Annotated in this window: 18 protein-coding genes; 7 read left to right on the top strand and 11 right to left on the bottom strand. The window is 72.2% G+C overall.

Features of this window, described 5'->3' with window-relative positions:
- Positions 1 to 14 precede the first annotated feature (14 nt).
- A complete protein-coding gene (locus RR3_RS19345; protein WP_172603582.1) occupies positions 15 to 410 on the bottom strand; it encodes a DUF3499 domain-containing protein in 396 nt (131 codons plus the stop codon).
- An 87-nt stretch (positions 411 to 497) separates the two neighbouring features.
- On the opposite strand from RR3_RS19345, the gene RR3_RS19340 reads away from it, so the two are divergent.
- Positions 498 to 992, top strand: coding sequence for a metallopeptidase family protein (locus tag RR3_RS19340; protein WP_040272457.1), 495 nt, complete (start codon positions 498 to 500; stop codon positions 990 to 992).
- A gap of 4 nt (positions 993 to 996) precedes the next feature.
- Here the strand turns inward: RR3_RS19340 and RR3_RS19335 are convergent, their stop codons facing one another.
- Positions 997 to 1260 carry a WhiB family transcriptional regulator gene (locus RR3_RS19335; RefSeq protein WP_051059567.1) on the bottom strand — a complete coding sequence of 88 codons (264 nt, stop codon included), beginning with the start codon at positions 1258 to 1260 and terminating at the stop codon, positions 997 to 999.
- 399 nt (positions 1261 to 1659) lie between these two features.
- Between RR3_RS19335 and cofD the strand changes: the two genes are divergently transcribed.
- Genes cofD through RR3_RS19320 form a run of 3 tightly spaced genes read left to right on the top strand, consistent with a single transcriptional unit; the run spans position 1660 to position 4593 of the window.
- Positions 1660 to 2649 carry a 2-phospho-L-lactate transferase gene (gene cofD, locus RR3_RS19330; RefSeq protein ID WP_010594757.1) on the top strand — a complete coding sequence of 330 codons (990 nt, stop codon included), beginning with the start codon at positions 1660 to 1662 and terminating at the stop codon, positions 2647 to 2649.
- Positions 2646 to 4028, top strand: a complete 1383-nt coding sequence (locus RR3_RS19325) for a coenzyme F420-0:L-glutamate ligase (RefSeq protein ID WP_010594758.1) — start codon at positions 2646 to 2648, stop codon at positions 4026 to 4028. The genes cofD and RR3_RS19325 overlap by 4 nt, the downstream gene beginning before the upstream one ends.
- Before the next feature lies 1 nt (position 4029).
- Entirely contained in the window at positions 4030 to 4593 is a 564-nt protein-coding gene (locus RR3_RS19320) for an NUDIX hydrolase (protein WP_010594759.1), read from the top strand.
- Here the strand turns inward: RR3_RS19320 and RR3_RS19315 are convergent.
- The 4 genes from RR3_RS19315 to rfbD are packed head-to-tail and all read right to left on the bottom strand — an operon-like array spanning position 4590 to position 8245.
- On the bottom strand, positions 4590 to 5345 hold the full coding sequence (locus RR3_RS19315; protein WP_017679581.1) for an SGNH/GDSL hydrolase family protein: 756 nt from the start codon (positions 5343 to 5345) through the stop codon (positions 4590 to 4592). The genes RR3_RS19320 and RR3_RS19315 overlap by 4 nt on opposite strands.
- Before the next feature lie 15 nt (positions 5346 to 5360).
- The gene (gene manB / locus RR3_RS19310) at positions 5361 to 6446 is read right to left on the bottom strand and encodes a mannose-1-phosphate guanylyltransferase (RefSeq protein WP_010594761.1); all 1086 of its coding nucleotides are present in this window, start codon (positions 6444 to 6446) and stop codon (positions 5361 to 5363) included.
- A complete protein-coding gene (locus RR3_RS19305) occupies positions 6443 to 7348 on the bottom strand; it encodes a glycosyltransferase family 2 protein (RefSeq protein WP_010594762.1) in 906 nt (301 codons plus the stop codon). Before RR3_RS19305 ends, manB begins: the two co-directional genes overlap by 4 nt.
- 36 nt (positions 7349 to 7384) lie before the next feature.
- A complete protein-coding gene (rfbD, locus tag RR3_RS19300) occupies positions 7385 to 8245 on the bottom strand; it encodes a dTDP-4-dehydrorhamnose reductase (RefSeq protein ID WP_010594763.1) in 861 nt (286 codons plus the stop codon).
- Between the two features lie 131 nt (positions 8246 to 8376).
- Here rfbD and RR3_RS19295 point away from each other — a divergent pair, with 131 nt between their 5' ends.
- A complete protein-coding gene (locus RR3_RS19295; RefSeq protein ID WP_064066355.1) occupies positions 8377 to 9906 on the top strand; it encodes an LCP family protein in 1530 nt (509 codons plus the stop codon).
- Positions 9907 to 9920: 14 nt separating this feature from the next.
- Positions 9921 to 10628, top strand: a complete 708-nt coding sequence (locus RR3_RS19290; protein WP_010594765.1) for a TIGR03089 family protein — start codon at positions 9921 to 9923, stop codon at positions 10626 to 10628.
- Here the strand turns inward: RR3_RS19290 and RR3_RS19285 are convergent.
- From RR3_RS19285 to RR3_RS19275, 3 genes are all read right to left on the bottom strand, one after another.
- Complete coding sequence (locus RR3_RS19285; RefSeq protein ID WP_010594766.1) at positions 10606 to 10980, bottom strand: hypothetical protein; 375 nt, start codon at positions 10978 to 10980, stop codon at positions 10606 to 10608. The genes RR3_RS19290 and RR3_RS19285 overlap by 23 nt on opposite strands.
- Before the next feature lie 82 nt (positions 10981 to 11062).
- Positions 11063 to 11566 (bottom strand): 5-(carboxyamino)imidazole ribonucleotide mutase, encoded by a 504-nt coding sequence (gene purE / locus RR3_RS19280; RefSeq protein ID WP_010594767.1) that lies wholly within the window; start codon positions 11564 to 11566, stop codon positions 11063 to 11065.
- The gene (locus tag RR3_RS19275; RefSeq protein WP_020480515.1) at positions 11559 to 12854 is read right to left on the bottom strand and encodes a 5-(carboxyamino)imidazole ribonucleotide synthase; all 1296 of its coding nucleotides are present in this window, start codon (positions 12852 to 12854) and stop codon (positions 11559 to 11561) included. The genes purE and RR3_RS19275 overlap by 8 nt, the downstream gene beginning before the upstream one ends.
- Before the next feature lie 135 nt (positions 12855 to 12989).
- Between RR3_RS19275 and RR3_RS19270 the strand changes: the two genes are divergently transcribed.
- Complete coding sequence (locus tag RR3_RS19270; RefSeq protein WP_010594769.1) at positions 12990 to 13538, top strand: GtrA family protein; 549 nt, start codon at positions 12990 to 12992, stop codon at positions 13536 to 13538.
- A 36-nt stretch (positions 13539 to 13574) separates the two neighbouring features.
- Here RR3_RS19270 and RR3_RS19265 read toward each other — a convergent pair whose 3' ends face one another.
- On the bottom strand, positions 13575 to 14879 hold the full coding sequence (locus RR3_RS19265; RefSeq protein ID WP_010594770.1) for a sensor histidine kinase: 1305 nt from the start codon (positions 14877 to 14879) through the stop codon (positions 13575 to 13577).
- A 10-nt stretch (positions 14880 to 14889) separates the two neighbouring features.
- Positions 14890 to 15573 (bottom strand): response regulator transcription factor, encoded by a 684-nt coding sequence (locus RR3_RS19260; RefSeq protein WP_010594771.1) that lies wholly within the window; start codon positions 15571 to 15573, stop codon positions 14890 to 14892.
- Positions 15574 to 15579: the final 6 nt, after the last annotated feature.

The raw sequence follows: 15579 nt of genomic DNA, 5'->3' as shown, positions 1-15579 counted from the left end.
CTAGTGCGCGACGATCAGGACGTGGGATCGGGCAACACGCGCAGATGACCACGCCGGCCGGTGCGGGCGGTAGGGGGTGCGGCCAGCGCCGGGGGGACACCGGAATCGGTGTCGTCGGAGTCGGTGCGGCCCCGCTCGCCGAGCCCGGCTTCGCGTACCGCCTCGGCCAGGGCGGTCAGGTCGTCCTCGTCCGGGGTACCGGCGGTGAAGGCACCTTCGTACCGGACCAGTTCCCACCCCTTCGGTGCGGTGATCCGCGAGCCGTGCGATTCGCACAGATCCCACGAGTGGGGCTCGGCGACCGTCGCCAGGGGCCCGACGACTGCGGTGGAGTCCGAGTACACGTAGGTCAGCGTCGCAACAGCAGGGTTCTTGCACCCAGGCCGGCAGCATCGACGCAGTGATCTCACAGTCGGAGAGTAGCGCGCCGTGCGCTCCGGGACTATCCGGACACACCGGAGAACCGGGTACGGATTTGCGTGTCGTACTGTCCAGGCATGCCCCGATCGCGCCGTCCCAGACCCGTGACGTCCCGCTCGGTCGCGCGTCGCGGCCGTGGTGTGCGCGGCCCGCTGTTCCCGCACGAGGTGCCGGCGTGGCGCTCGCGCGCGGAGAAGTTCGATCTACTCGTGCTGGGGGCCTTCGCCCCGATCGACGCGCAGTGGCACGACCGGCTGACCAAACTCGACATCGCCGTCGACGAGGTGCCCAAGATCCGCGCCCTCGACCCGGACTCGGTGACCTGGCCGTCGGAGGTGGTCGCGGACGGCCCGGTGCCGTTGTCGCGGCTCGTCCCGGCGGGGATCGACCGGCGTGGCGCGGCGACGCGGGCCCGGATCGTGCTCTTCCGCCGCCCGCTCGAACTGCGGGCGAAGGATCCCGAGGATCTCACCGACCTGGTGCACGACGTCCTCGTACACCAGGTCGCGACGTACCTCGGCGTCGAGCCCGAGGTCGTCGACCCCGAACTCGGTGGCTTCGACGAGGACTGACGCCTCAGACGATGCCGCGCTTGAGGCGTCGCCGCTCGCGCTCCGACAGACCGCCCCAGATGCCGAAGCGTTCGTCGTTGGCCAGCGCGTATTCGAGACATTCGTCCCGGACCTCGCACCCCAAGCAGATCCGCTTCGCCTCCCGGGTCGATCCCCCCTTCTCGGGGAAGAACGCCTCGGGATCCGTCTGCGCGCACAACGCGCGTTCCTGCCACTGTTCGTCGACACCGTCGGACGGGTCGCCGAAACCATCGATCAGACTGAGCACGGGCCGCGCGGACGCGTCCCCCCCGATGCCGTCGATGTCCCGGACGTCCTCGCCTGCCGTGCCGATGCCTGCAGTGTCGATCCGAGAGCTCTCGAACCATTCGCGCTCGTCGGCCATCGTTCGCCTCCTCACCTGCAGCGCTGCAACTCTCGTCGAAACCGGCCCACTCCGCGCCATTCCGATCGAACATGCGTTCGAATACAGTTCACCCCAACCGATCTCGGCTCCGGTTCACTGGAAATGACACTTATGTGATTAGACACGTGGGGCGTGTCGCGGTCAAGCCGAGCGGTGCCGCTGCCTTACCATCCGGGGTTCTCCTCCGCGCCGCTGCGCACCTGCCGCCCGGGCGCGCAGGCACCCCGGCAGCTCTCGCGGCACACCGCCTACGCTTGCCCTGTGAACGTGACTGTATTGGTCGGCGGCGTCGGAGGTGCGCGTTTTCTCACCGGCGTGCGCCGGCTCCTCGGCATCGAACCCGGCCGCGACCTCGACCCCGACGCCGCGCACCGGGTGACCGCGATCGTCAACATCGGCGACGACGTCTGGATGCACGGGCTGCGGATCTGCCCCGACCTGGACACGTGCATGTACACCCTCGGCGGCGGGATCGACGCCGAACGCGGATGGGGCCGGGCCGACGAGACCTGGCACGCGAAGGAGGAGCTGGCGGCGTACGGCGCCACCCCGGACTGGTTCGGCCTCGGCGATCGCGACATCGCGACGCACCTGCTGCGCACCCAGTTGCTGAGCGCCGGGTACCCGCTCTCGGCCGTGACCGAGGCGCTGTGCGACCGCTGGAAGCCCGGCGTCACCCTCCTCCCGGTCTCCGACGACCGCAGCGAGACCCACGTCGTCATCACCGATCCGGTCGACGGCGAGCAGCGCGCCGTGCACTTCGAAGAATGGTGGGTCCGGCACCGCGCCCAGGTTCCCACGCACAGCTTCGCGCACATCGGCGCCGAGAAGGCCGCCCCCGCCCCGGGCGTGCTCGCGGCGATCGAATCGGCGGATGCGGTGATCCTCGCTCCCTCCAACCCGGTGGTCAGCATCGGCGCGATCCTCGCGATCCCGGGACTGCGCGGCGCGCTGCGCACCACGTCCGCGCGGATCGTCGGCCTGTCGCCGGTGATCGACGGAAAACCGTTGCGCGGCATGGCCGACGCCTGCCTCGGCGTGATCGGAGTCGAGACCACCGCTCAGGGGGTGGGACGGCACTACGGGGCCCGCAGCGGCGCCGGCCTGCTCGACGGCTGGCTGATCCACTCCACCGACACCGCCGACGTGCCCGGCGTCGAGGTGCGCAGCGTGCCGCTGCTCATGACCGATCCCGACGCGACAGCCGAAATGGCTCGCGCCGCACTCGAACTGGCAGGAGTGACGCTGTGACTACGCCCTCCGACACGGCCGTCGGCACCGCCGCCGGAGTGCGCGACCACTCCCCCGGGCGGCCGATCGAGATCCGCCCGGTGCCGGGCCTGCCCGAGTTCCGGCCCGGCGACGACCTCGCCGCCGCACTGGCCGACGCCGCCCCCTGGCTCGCCGACGGGGACGTCCTCGTCGTCACCAGCAAGATCTTCTCCAAGGTCGAGGGCCGCATCGTGGACTCCCCCACCGACCCCGACGCCCGCGACGCGCTCCGGCGCCGCCTCGTCGACCAGGAGGCGGTGCGCGTGCTCGCGCGCAAGGGACGCACCCTGATCACCGAGAACCGGCTCGGGATCGTGCAGGCCGCCTCCGGGATCGACGGCTCGAACGTCGCCGCCTCCGAACTCGCCCTGCTGCCCGAGGATCCGGATGCGAGCGCCGCGGCACTGCGCGAGCGTCTGCGGACACTGCTCGGCGTGAGCGTCGCGGTGGTCGTCACCGACACGATGGGCCGGGCCTGGCGCGTCGGCCAGACCGACGCGGCGATCGGGGCGGCCGGCATCCCGGTCCTGCACGAGTACGCGGGATCTCGTGACGGACAGGGCAACGAACTGTTCGTCACCTCCGTGGCCGTCGCCGACGAGATCGCGGCCGCGGGCGACCTCGTCAAGGGCAAGCTGGGCGGGGTTCCGGTCGCGGTGATCCGTGGCCTCGACCTGCCCGACAACGGTTCCACCGCCCAGCAACTCATCCGCCGCGGCGAGGACGACCTGTTCTGGCTCGGCACCGCCGAGGCACTCGAGTCCGGCCGCCGCGAGGCGCTGTTGCTGCGCCGGTCGGTGCGGGAATTCTCCTCGGAACCGGTCGATCCCGAAGACCTGCGCGAGGCCGTCGCCGAGGCCCTCACCGCTCCGGCGCCGCACCACACCCACCCGGTGCGGTTCGTCTGGGTCCGCACCGAGCAGGTGCGCCGCCGGCTGCTCGACCGCATGCGCGAGCGTTGGGCCGCCGATCTCGCCGGCGACGGGCTCGCCCCGGCGGCGATCGACCGACGGGTGGGCCGCGGTGCCATCCTCTACGACGCGCCCGAGGTGGTGATCCCGTTCTGGGTTCCCGACGGCGCCCACCGCTACCCCGACGCCCGGCGTACCGCCGCCGAGGCCACGATGTTCACCGTCGCCGCCGGCGCCGCCGTACAGGGGCTGCTGGTCTCGCTCGCCGTCCGCGGGCTCGGCAGCTGCTGGATCGGGTCGACGATCTTCGCCCCGGACGTCGTGCGGCGTGAACTCGGCCTGCCCGCGGACTGGTCGCCGCTCGGCGCGATCGCGGTCGGACATCCCCTCGAGCCGGCGACGCCGCGCGTCGCCCCCGCGGCCGGCGACCTGCTGCTGGAGCTGTGAGGTGAGCGCGTCCACACTGCACGCCTCGGCCGTCGACCGGCTGCGGGCCTGGCGGACCGATTCGGCGGACGCGGAGTCGCTGCGGCACACCATGTTGGCGTTTCTCGACGCCGCACCCGAGGGATGTCTGCGCCGGCACGTTCCCGGCCACGTCACCGCGTCGTCGCTCGTGCTCGATGCCGACCGTCGGCACGTGCTGCTCACCCTCCATCCCCGGGTGGGACGGTGGATCCAGCTCGGCGGGCACTGCGAGGAATCCGACGAGACGGTCGTCGACGCGGCGCTGAGGGAGGCGACCGAGGAGTCCGGAATCGAGGATCTGACCATCGATCCGGAACTGCTCTCGGCGCACACCCACCCGATCACCTGCTCGCTCGGTCGCCCGACCCGGCATCTCGACCTGCGGTTCCTCGTCGTCGCGCCACCGGGGGCCGTACCCGTCCGGAGCACGGAATCGACGGACCTGCGGTGGTGGCCCGTCGATGCGCTACCGCCCGAGGCCGAGCACGACACCCTCGGGCACCTGCTCGGCCTCGCCGGCGCACGCGTCCGGGCGGCCGGCTAGACCGGCTGCAACGTGGGGCGTTTCGGCGCGATACCGTCCCCGGAGGACGTGCCGCGCAGACGCCGCCCGACCCAGGGAATCAGGAACTCCCGCGCCCACCGGCGGTCCTCGGCCCGCTTCGCCGCGGACACCACCGGCGCGGCCTCGAACTCGGTCGGAGTGAGCGTGTGTGCCGCACCGAGGAGATCGAGCACGCGGATCGCCATGTTCCGGTGGCCGGCCGACGACATGTGGAGCCGGTCGAAATCCCACATCCGCAGGTCGCGGTACTCCGCGAAACGCCAGAAGTCGACGATCGTCGCGCCGTGCCGGTCGGCGATCTCCCGGACGAGCTCGTTGTAGACGGCCCAGCGTCCGCGCAGGATCCGGAACACCGGCGCCCAGCTGCCGTCGTAGGCCGTCCACACGAGCACCCGGGCACCCGTCGCGGCGAGTTTGCCGATCGCCTCGTCGTACTCGGCGGCCAGCGCGTCGAGATCGAGCGTGGGGCGCATGAGGTTGTTGCCGCCGGCATAGATCGTCACCAGGTCGGGCCGCATCGCCACTGCCACGTCGAGCTGCTGGTCGAGGATCGGGCGCAGCAGTCGTCCGCGCACGGCGAGATTGGCGTATCCGAATTCCGGATTGTCGCGGGCGAGTTCCTCGGCGACGAGATCCGCCCAGCCCCGCAACCCGTTGGGCCGGGCCGGATCCGGGTCCCCGACGCCTTCGGTGAACGAATCCCCCAGTGCCACATATCGTTCGAACTTCATCGCAGATCCCCCGCGCTATACGTCGGTGCTGAAACGGATCCCGCCGTCGGGAATCTGCACCCCGGGCCAGACCCGGGCGCCGCGCAGCAGCTCGCAGCGCGCCCCGATGTCGGCGCCGTCGCCGATGACGCCGTCGCGGATCAGGGCGCGGGGGCCGACGCGGACGCCGAATCCGATGATGGACCGCTCGATCACCGCACCGGCCTCGACCCGCGCGCCGTCGAAGATCACCGCACCGTCCAGACGTGCGCCGGCGCCGATCTCGGCGCCGCGGCCGACGACCGTGCCCCCGATCAGCAGGGCGCCGGGCGCGACGGAGGCACCGGGATGGACGAGCGATTCGCCGCGCTGGCCACCCAGGGCGGGCGACGGCGCGATGCCGCGCACCAGGTCGGCCGAGCCGCGGACGAAGTCCTCCGGCGTGCCCATGTCCCGCCAGTAGGCCGCATCGACGTGCCCGTACACCCGCCTGCCCTCCGCCAGCAGGGACGGGAAGACCTCACGTTCGACGGACACCGGACGACCCTCGGGGATCGACTCGATGATCTCGCGCTTGAAGACGTAACAGCCGGCGTTGATCTGGTCCGTCGGCGGATCCTGCGTCTTCTCCAGGAACGCGGTCACCCGGCCTTCCTCGTCGGTGGGCACGCACCCGAACGCGCGCGGGTCGCCGACACGCACCAGGTGCAGGGTCACGTCGGCGTCGGTGCGCAGGTGTGTGTCGAGCACCGCGCCGAGGTCCGTTCCCCCGAGAACGTCACCGTTGAAGACCATGACGTTGTCGGCCCGCAACCGGGGCAGGACGTTGCGGATGCCGCCGCCGGTGCCCAGCGGCTCGGCCTCGGTGACGTACTCGATCTCGAGTCCCAGTTCCGAGCCGTCACCGAAGTAGTCCTCGAAGACCTCCGCCTTGAACGAGGTACCGAGCACCACGTGCTTGATGCCGGCCGCGCGGATACGGGTGAGCAGATGCGTCAGGAACGGCACGCCGGCGGTGGGCAGCATCGGCTTCGGCGCGGACAGCGTCAGCGGCCGCAGCCGGGTTCCCTGCCCGCCCACCAGGATCACCGCATCGGTGTGCGGCGCAGCATCGTTCGTCATCGTGTCCCCTGTTCCGTGGTGTTACCCGCCTCGGCCGTCCGCGCCCGTTCGCGCGCCGCCGCGGCCACCGACATCCTCGACCGGGCGGCGAGCCCGACCCGCAGCGTCCATCGCAGCGGCGCCTGCCACCGATGCGGGTGCCGGTCCGCCTGGAACCGGTAGGCGCTCTCGTGGTGGGCCGGCAGCATGAGCTCCGGATGCCGGCCGGCAGCGTGCCCTTTCGCGTGCGTGACCTCCGCCGAGGGCACGTACACGTTGAGCCAGCCCGCCCGGCCGAACCGGTCGCCGAGATCGACATCCTCCATGTACATGAAATAGCGCGAGTCGAAGCCGTCGACCGCATCGAACGCCGCCCGCCGCACCAGCAGGCACGAGCCGGACAACCACCCCACCGCCCGTTCCGACACGGTCTCGTTCTCCTGCCGGTACCGCCGCGTCCACGGGTTCTTCGGCCACACCGTGCCGAGCAACGCGTGCCCCGCGCCGGAGACCAGCCCGGGCACCGATCGCGCCGACGGATAGACGGTGCCGTCGGGCTCGTGGATCAGCGGGCCCAGGGACGCGGCCCGCGGCCAGCGACGCGCCCCCTCGAGCAGCCGGTCCAGCGACCCGGGTCCCCAGCGCACGTCGGGATTGGCGACGACGACGAACTCCTCCGCCGGGTCGACCTCCGCGACGGCCCGGTTCACGGCACCGCCGTAGCCGATGTTGCCGCCGGTGTGCAGCAGCCGCACGTTCGGGTGCCGCGCCGCGGCCTCTTCCGGAGAGCCGTCGGTGGACCCGTTGTCCGCCAGGATCACCCGGGTGGGCAGGTTCGTCGCGCCGGTCAGCGAGGTCAGGAAGTGCTCCAGATGCTCACCGGGCGAGTAGGTCACCGTCACCACGGTCAGCGTCGAACTCACGCCGTCACCTTAGCCGCCGGCCTCGGCCGCGCCGAATCACGCCCGGGTCCGCAGTGCGCCGATCGCGGCCCGCAGTGCCGGCCGCCACGGCCGGAGCGGCGTCAGCCCGGCCGCGGCCCATGCGCTGCCGTCGAGGACGGAGTACGCCGGACGAGGCGCGGGGCGCACGAACTCGTCGCTGCCGCACGGCTGCACCCGGCCCGGGTCGGCACCCGCCTCGGCGAACACCGCACGAGCGAGGTCGAACCAGCTGGCCTCCCCGGAGTTCGTCGCGTGCAGGACCCCGCCGGGCACCGCACCCGCGCGGGCGGCGAGTTCGAGGATCCCGTCGGCGAGATCGGCGGCGTAGGTGGGGCAGCCCACCTGGTCGTCGACGACGCGCACCGTGTCGCGTTCGCGTTCGAGCCGGAGCATGGTGGCGACGAAGTCGTTGCCGTCACCGGTGTAGAGCCACGCGGTGCGCACCACGTGGGCGCTCGGCAGCCGGTCGAGCACCGCCCGCTCCCCGGCGAGCTTGGTCCGCCCGTAGACGGTGCGCGGCCCGGTCGGATCGCCGACCCGGTACGGGCGGTTCCCGTCGCCGGCGAACACGTAGTCGGTGGACACGTGGATCAGGTGGGCGCCGGCTGCGGCGCACGCGGCGGCCAGGTTGGCCGGGCCGTGCTCGTTGACCGCGGCGGCGTCCTCGGGATGCGTCTCGGCCGCGTCGACCGCGGTGTAGGCGGCGCAGTTGAGCACGACGGCGCCGGGCTCGACGAGCGCGGCGACCGCGCCGGGATCGGTGATGTCCGCCTCCTCCGACCCGGCGCCCCGGATCCGGAGGCCGGCCGCGGCGCCGCGGGCGAGCAGGTGACGGCCCAGTTGTCCGCGGGCTCCGGTGACGAGAACGGTCTGCACGGGCACGAGTGTGGCATGCCCCGGCGGCTGTCACCCGGTACGAGCCGGGCACGCCGCGGCGGGTGCCACAAGGGCCGCCGTCACGGCAGTAGCCTGGGTGCGACCCCGACGCCCGACGAGAGGACCGCCAGGTGCCGCCAGAACCGCCCACACGCCGAGCTCCGGCGCGCGACGCGGGGGGAGGATCGGGGGTCCTGCGCGGGCGGCCGCTGCGGATCGCCGTCGCCGTCGCCGCGGCGCTCACCCTGGTCGCCACCGGCGTCGCGTGGCGCGGTATCGATTCGCTGCGTTCCTCCCTCGCCACCGTGGGTGGGCTCACCCTGGGCGACGGCCGGGACGGCGCCCTCGACATCCTCCTGGTGGGCACCGACAGCCGCACCGACGCCCACGGCAATCCGCTGTCCCAGCGCGAACTCGACGCGCTGCGGGCCGGCGAGGAGGTGGCGAACAACACCGACACGATCATCCTGATCCGGGTGCCGCTCGACGGCACCTCGGCGACCGCCATCTCGATCCCCCGCGACACCTACGTCGAGGTGCCCGACATCGGCATGTCGAAGATCAATGCCGCGTTCGGCGCCACCAAGGAGACCGAGCGGCTGCGACTCGTCGAGGCGGGCGAGTCCGACGCGGCCGCCGAGAAGGCGGCCACGCAGGCAGGCCGGGAGGCGCTGGTCGAGTCGGTCGCCGACCTGACCGGCGTCACCGTCGACCACTATGCCGAGGTCGGTCTGCTCGGGTTCGTGCTGCTCACCGATGCCGTCGGCGGCGTCGACGTCTGCCTGAACAACGCGGTCGACGAGCCGCTGTCCGGGGCGAACTTCCCCGCCGGCGAGCAGACCCTCGACGGCGCGGACGCTCTGAGTTTCGTCCGGCAGCGCCACGACCTGCCGCGCGGGGACCTGGACCGGATCGTGCGGCAGCAGGTGTTCATGGCGTCGCTCGTGCAGAAGGTGCTCAGCGCGAAGACGCTGAGCAACCCGTCCAAGCTGAACCAGCTCAGCGCGGCCGTGCAGCGGTCGGTGGTCCTCGATTCCGACTGGGACATCCTCGATCTGGCCACCCGGATGCAGGACCTGGCCGGCGGCGCCGTGCAGTTCTCGACGATCCCCGTCCAGGACCTCAACGCGATGACCGACTACGGCGAATCCGTGGTGCAGGTGGATCCGGAGGAGGTGCGCAGCTTCGTCGCCGACCTCGTCGATCCGGGTGACGGCGGGTCGCAGGCCACGACGGATCCGGCACCGGACGTCGAGGCCGGCACGGTCACGGTGGACGTCGCCAACGCCGGCGGCGTCGCCGGTCTGGCCTCCCGCGTGGCGGCCGCGCTCGTCGGTGACGGCTTCGTCGAGGGTGGTGTGGGCAACCACACCGGCCGCGCAGTGGACGAGTCGACGGTCTTCGCCGCCGACCCCCGGTCCGACCAGGCGCGTGCCGTCGCGGCGGCACTCGGCGGCCTGGCGACCGCCGCCGACCCGGCGCTCGACGCCGACACGGTGCGGGTGGTGCTCACCGAGGACTACACGGGTCCGGGCGCGGACGCGAGCGTCACCTCCGTGGCCTCCGGCTCGGAACTCGTGAGCGCCGGGGCCACCCCGACGTCCGTTCCGCCCGGCCCGCCGATCGATGCCGGCTCCACCGGCCCCCGCTGTGTGAACTGACGAACGAGGACACTGTGACCACGCTGACCGACACCCTGCTCGATCCGATCCTGGCCGCCGACCCGGCGGGCCCCCGCATCACGTGGTACGACGACGAATCCGGCGCCCGGATCGAGCTGTCCGCGGTCACCCTCGCGAACTGGGCCGCCAAGACGGCGAACATGGTGCGCGACGAGTTCGGCCTGCTGCCCGGCGGGCGGGTGGCCGTCCTGCTCCCGGCCCACTGGCAGAGCGCCGCGGTCCTGCTCGGCGCGTGGTGGGCCGGCGCCGAGGTGGTGCTCGAACCCGACGACGCGGATCTCGCGCTGGTCACCGCAGACCGTCTCGACGAGGTCGCGGACGCCGCCGAGGTCGCGGTCCTCTCGCTCGACGCGTTCGGCCGGCCCGTGCCGGACCTGCCGGTCGGGGTCACCGACTATGCGACGCACGTGCGGGTGCACGGTGACCAGTTCCGCTCCGCCGGGGACGGCGGGCCGGTGCTCGACGGACGGACGGCCGACGACGTGGTGGCCGCGGCCCGGGACGCCGCCGCGGCCGCAGGCATCACGGGTGCGGACCGGGTGCTGTCGAGCCGCGACTGGAGCACCCCGCAGGCACTGATCGAGGGCCTGCTCGCCGTCCTCGCCGCCGGCGCGTCGCTGGTGCAGGTGAGCAACCCGGATCCGGCGGCCACGGAGCGACGGGCCGCGAGCGAGAAGATCACCGCCCGTCTGGACGGCTGACCCCGCCGGTGTAGCCGCCGTCGGCGAGGCCGGCCTCGATCTCGAACCGGTTGCGGGCACCGGGACGGCGCAGCTCTTCCCGGAGATATCGGATCGCGAAGCCGATGCCGTGCCGCGCCCACTGATCGGCGTGGACCGCCTCGTGCCGCAGGATCCGGCGCGACGGTGACCGGCCGGTGAGGAACGCCCCGCCGATCGTCGTCCCCGAGCGGGCGTAGCCGCCGCGCATTCCGGTGCAGAGGTAGAGACCGAACTCGTCGTCGAAGTCGATGCGGCCGCCCCACACGCGCGCCCACAACAGCGCCAGGGCCGTCACCGCGCGGGCCTGCGGGTCACCGCGCGACGCGCGCACAGAACGATCCGCGCGGCGCGCAGTCGTCCGCGCGCTCGATTTCGAGCGCGGACGACCGAAAAGCGCGCGTACGTGCACGAAGTCAGCCGAGCAGCTTCTGCCGCAACGCATCGTCCTTCTCGAGCACCATCTGCTCGAGGCCGGCCTGGAACTGCTCCATCCGTTCCCGCAGCGAGGGGTCGGCCGCGCCGAGGATGCGGGCGGCGAGCAGCCCGGCGTTGCGGGCTCCGCCGATGGAGACGGTCGCAACGGGCACCCCGGCGGGCATCTGCACGATCGACAGCAGCGAGTCCATGCCGTCGAGGTACTTCAGCGGCACCGGCACGCCGATCACCGGAAGGGGCGTCGCGGAGGCGACCATGCCCGGCAGGTGCGCGGCGCCGCCGGCGCCGGCAATGATCACCTTGATGCCACGTCCGGCGGCGTCGCGGGCGTAGTCGAGCATGCGCTGCGGGGTGCGGTGGGCCGAGACGACCCCCACCTCGAAGCGGATGCCGAACTCGACGAGCGCCTCAGCCGCAGCCTGCATCGTCGGCCAGTCCGAGTCGCTGCCCATGATCAGGCCGACCTGTGCTCCGTCAGTCACCGTGAGAATCCCATCCGTCGGTCCACACTCCGTGCGAGAGCCAGTGCGCCGCGCGCTCCGCGCGTTCGCGCACCGCCGCCACGTACTGCGGGTCGTCGATCGACCCGGTCGCGTCCCCGAGCACGTTGACGTGCCCGATCTTGCGGTCCTTGCGCTCACCCTTGCCGTAGAGGTGCACACGCACGTCGGGCATCCGGGCGAACAGGTGGTGCAGCCGCTCGTCCATGCTCATCTCGGGCGCCTCGGGGGCGCCGAGCACGTTCGCCATCACCGTCACCGGCGCGATCGGCGACGTGTCGCCGAGCGGGTAGTCGAGCACCGCACGCAGGTGCTGCTCGAACTGGCCGGTGCGGGCACCGTCCATGCCCCAGTGCCCGGAGTTGTGCGGCCGCATCGCGAGTTCGTTGACGATCAACTCGCCGGTCTCGGTCTCGAACAGCTCGACGGCCATGACCCCGACGACACCGAGTTCGGCGGCGATGCGCAGTGCCAGCTGTTCGGCGGCGGCTTCGACGTCGGCCCGCAGGTTCGGGGCGGGCGCGATGACGACGGCGCATTGCCCGTTCAGCTGCACCGTCTCGACCACGGGCCAGCTCGCGCCCTGCCCGAACGGCGAGCGCGCGACCATCGCGGACAGCTCCCGCCGCCACGAGACCTTCTCTTCGGCGATGAGCGGCACCCCGGCGGCGAGTTGCTCCGCGACGATCCGCTGCGCCTCGTCCGCGTCGCCGGTGATCCACACACCGCGGCCGTCGTAGCCGCCGCGGGCGGCCTTGATCACGACGGGCCAGCCGTGCTCGTCGCCGAAAGCGGTGAGGTCCTCGACCGAGGTGAGCTCGGCGAACGGCGGCACCGGTGCGCCGAGCTCGGCGAGGCGCCGACGCATCGCGAGCTTGTCCTGCGCATAGATCAGGGCCTGCGGCGGCGGCTGCACGCTGACGCCTTCGCGCTGCAGCGCCTCGAGGTGCTCGGTGGGCACATGTTCGTGGTCGAACGTGAGGGCGTGGACGCCGGTCGCGGCACTGCGCAGCGCGTCGAGGTCGGTGTGGCTGCCGAGTACCACGTCGGGGCTGACCCGGGCGGCCGGATCGTCCGGGCTCGCGGCCAGCACCCGCAGGGTCTGGCCGAGCGCGATCGCGGCCTGGTGGGTCATGCGGGCGAGCTGACCGCCGCCGACCATCGCGACGACCGGCATACCGGCGGGCAGCGTGCGGGGAGTGTGCGAGGGGGTGTCGCCGGCCGCGGGGGCGGGGGTCGCGGCGGCCGAGTCCGGGGGTGTAGCGGTCACGGCTCACCATGGTGTCACAGCGGGCGACGGGGGTGGCGCCGCGCTCCCGCGCGACACCCCCGCGTTCCTGTGGTAAAGCTGATAATCCACCGGCGGGTTCGTGTCTTCGAGCCACGGTTTCGTAGACTCGTCCGGGTGTCTTTCGTCGATGCGGCCGTGAACCGAGTCCCCGAGCCTCTCCGGGGGCTGTTGCTGCGGCACCACGAGCTGATCAAGTTCGCGATCGTCGGCGGCACCACCTTCGTCGTCGACTCGGTCATCTTCTACACCCTCAAGCTCACGGTGCTCGAGGAGAAGCCGGTGACCGCCAAGGTCATCGCCGGGGTGATCGCCGTGATCTGCTCGTACGTCCTCAACCGGGAGTGGTCGTTCAAGAACCGGGGCGGCCGGGAACGGCACCACGAGGCGCTGCTGTTCTTCGCCGTCAGCGGCATCGGCGTGGTCCTGAGCTTCATCCCGCTGTGGATCTCGAGCTACGTGTTCGACCTGCGGGTACCGGACGTCAGCCTCACCGTCGAGAACATCGCCGACTTCGTCAGCGCGTACATCATCGGCAATCTGCTGCAGATGGTCTTCCGGTTCTGGTGCTTCCGCCGCTTCGTGTTCCCGGAGGAGATGAATCCGGACGGGGACGAGGTTCCCGGGCACGAGGAACTCGCCGAGGAAGGCCTGGGACACTCCTGAACCCGGGCTGACTCCGGTCCCGCCCCCACTCACGGTTCAGCGCGGTTCCCGGATCCCCGTGTGGGTGGACTCGTCACGGGTGGAGCCGAGGAACAGTGCGAACAGGGCGGGGCGGCGGCGCTGCAGTTCCAGGCGCCCACCGTCGGCCTCGGTCAGAGCCCGGGCGAGGGCCAGGCCCACACCGGTCGAGCCGGTACCGGAGAAGCCGCGGTCGAAGATGTGCGGCGCCAGCTCGTCGCTGACACCGTCCCCCTCGTCGGTGACCTCCACGCACACCGTCGATCCGCCGCCGAGGGTCGAGACCCGCCGCACGGACACGGTGCACGTGCCGTCGCCGTGCATGAGCGCGTTGTCGACCAGCACCGCGACGGCCTCGCGCAGCCGGGACCCGGTCACCCGGCTGCGCAGCGACGGATCCCCGCTCAGGTGCAATTCCCGCCCCGCTTCCTTGTAGGGGCCTCGCCAGTCCGCGATCACCCCCGTCAGCTCCCCGACGACGGACACCTCGGTGCGCAGTTCGGAACCGCTGTTGCGGGACGCGCGGACCAGTTCGTCGATGGCGGTGGTGAGCCGGTCCACCTGGCGCATCGCTTCCTCGGCTTCCTCGACGACAGCCGGGTCGGTGTGGGTGGACAGCTCGTCGAGGCGCAGCCGCACCGCGGTCAGCCGGGACCGCAGCTGGTGCGAGACGTCGCCGACGAGGGCGTGCTCGCGCTGCAGGCGACCGGCGATCTCGACGGTGGCGGCGTCGAGGACGTCCGAGACGCGGTCGAGTTCGGGGATGCCGTGCCGGCGCGGATCGGGCCGGAAGTCGCCTTCGCCCAGCCGGCGGGCCCGCGCTGCGACGTCGCGCAAGGGGTCCGCCAGCCGGCGCGCGGTGACGACGGCGACGACGGCACCGACAGCCACGGACAGCAGCACGAGCAGCGTCACCCCGACGAGAACCTGCCGCTGCAGCAGACGCATGTCCTCGGACGGCGCCTCGAGCCGCAGGGATCCCGACGTTCCCATCGACAGGGACTCGACCAGTGGGTCGGGCACCGTGGCGGCACCGATGTCGAGCCGGGCCGCGGCGTCCTCGGGGGTCGGGTAGACGACGAGGAGGCGTCCGCCGTCGGGGACGACGAGCCGCAGGGAACTGGTGTCGAGTCCCCCGACCACCAGGCCGTCGGCGCCTTCCTGGGCGATGACCTCCGCGGACATGCGCTCGAGCCGGCCCTGCAGGTCGCGGCGTGCGGTGTCCTCGACGAACAACCAGGCGGTGTAGGCGAGCGGGACTCCGAGCAGCAGGGCCACGAGCAGGGAGCCCGCGAGGACCGCGAACAGGATTCGGCTGCGCACCCCGGCCCCGTCAGTCGGTGTTCAGCCGGAATCCGACACCGCGGACGGTAGCGATGCGTCGTTCCCCGGCCGGGCCCTCGTCGCCGATCTTGCGGCGCAGCCAGGACATGTGCATGTCGAGGGTCTTGGAACCCCGCAGGTCGGCGTCGCCCCAGACCTCCTGCAGGATGGCGTCACGGGAGACCACCTGGCCGGCGTGTTCGAGCAGCACCCGCAGCAGTTCGTATTCCTTGTTGGCGAGGGTGACTTCGGAGCCGTCGACGAGCACGCGCCGGGCCGCCCGTTCGAGCCGGATCCCGGAGACCTCGACGACGTCCTCGGGCTCGCCACCCCCGCGGCGGCGCAGCAGCGCCCGGACCCGGGCCATGAGCTCGGCGAGCCGGAAGGGCTTGCCGACGTAGTCGTCGGCGCCGGCGTCGAGACCGACGACGAAGTCGACCTCGTCGGTGCGGGCGGTGAGCATCAGGACGGCGAGGTCGGAGCGGTGGGCACGGATCTGCCGGCACACCTCGAGGCCGTCGATGCCGGGCAGTCCGAGGTCGAGAATGAGCAGTTCGTACTCACCGGACAGCGCCCGTTCGAGCGCGTCGGGACCGGTCTGTTCGACGGTGACGTCGTACCCCTCCCGGCCCAGCGCGCGGGACAGGGGCGCGGCGATGGCTTCGTCGTCTTCGGCGAGCAGGACTGCGGTCACGGATCC

The organism is Rhodococcus ruber NBRC 15591 (genome assembly GCF_001894945.1).
Lineage (GTDB): Bacteria > Actinomycetota > Actinomycetes > Mycobacteriales > Mycobacteriaceae > Rhodococcus > Rhodococcus ruber.
Note: the sequence above shows the minus strand (reverse complement) of the source record. Positions and strands in the feature narration are given on the sequence as shown.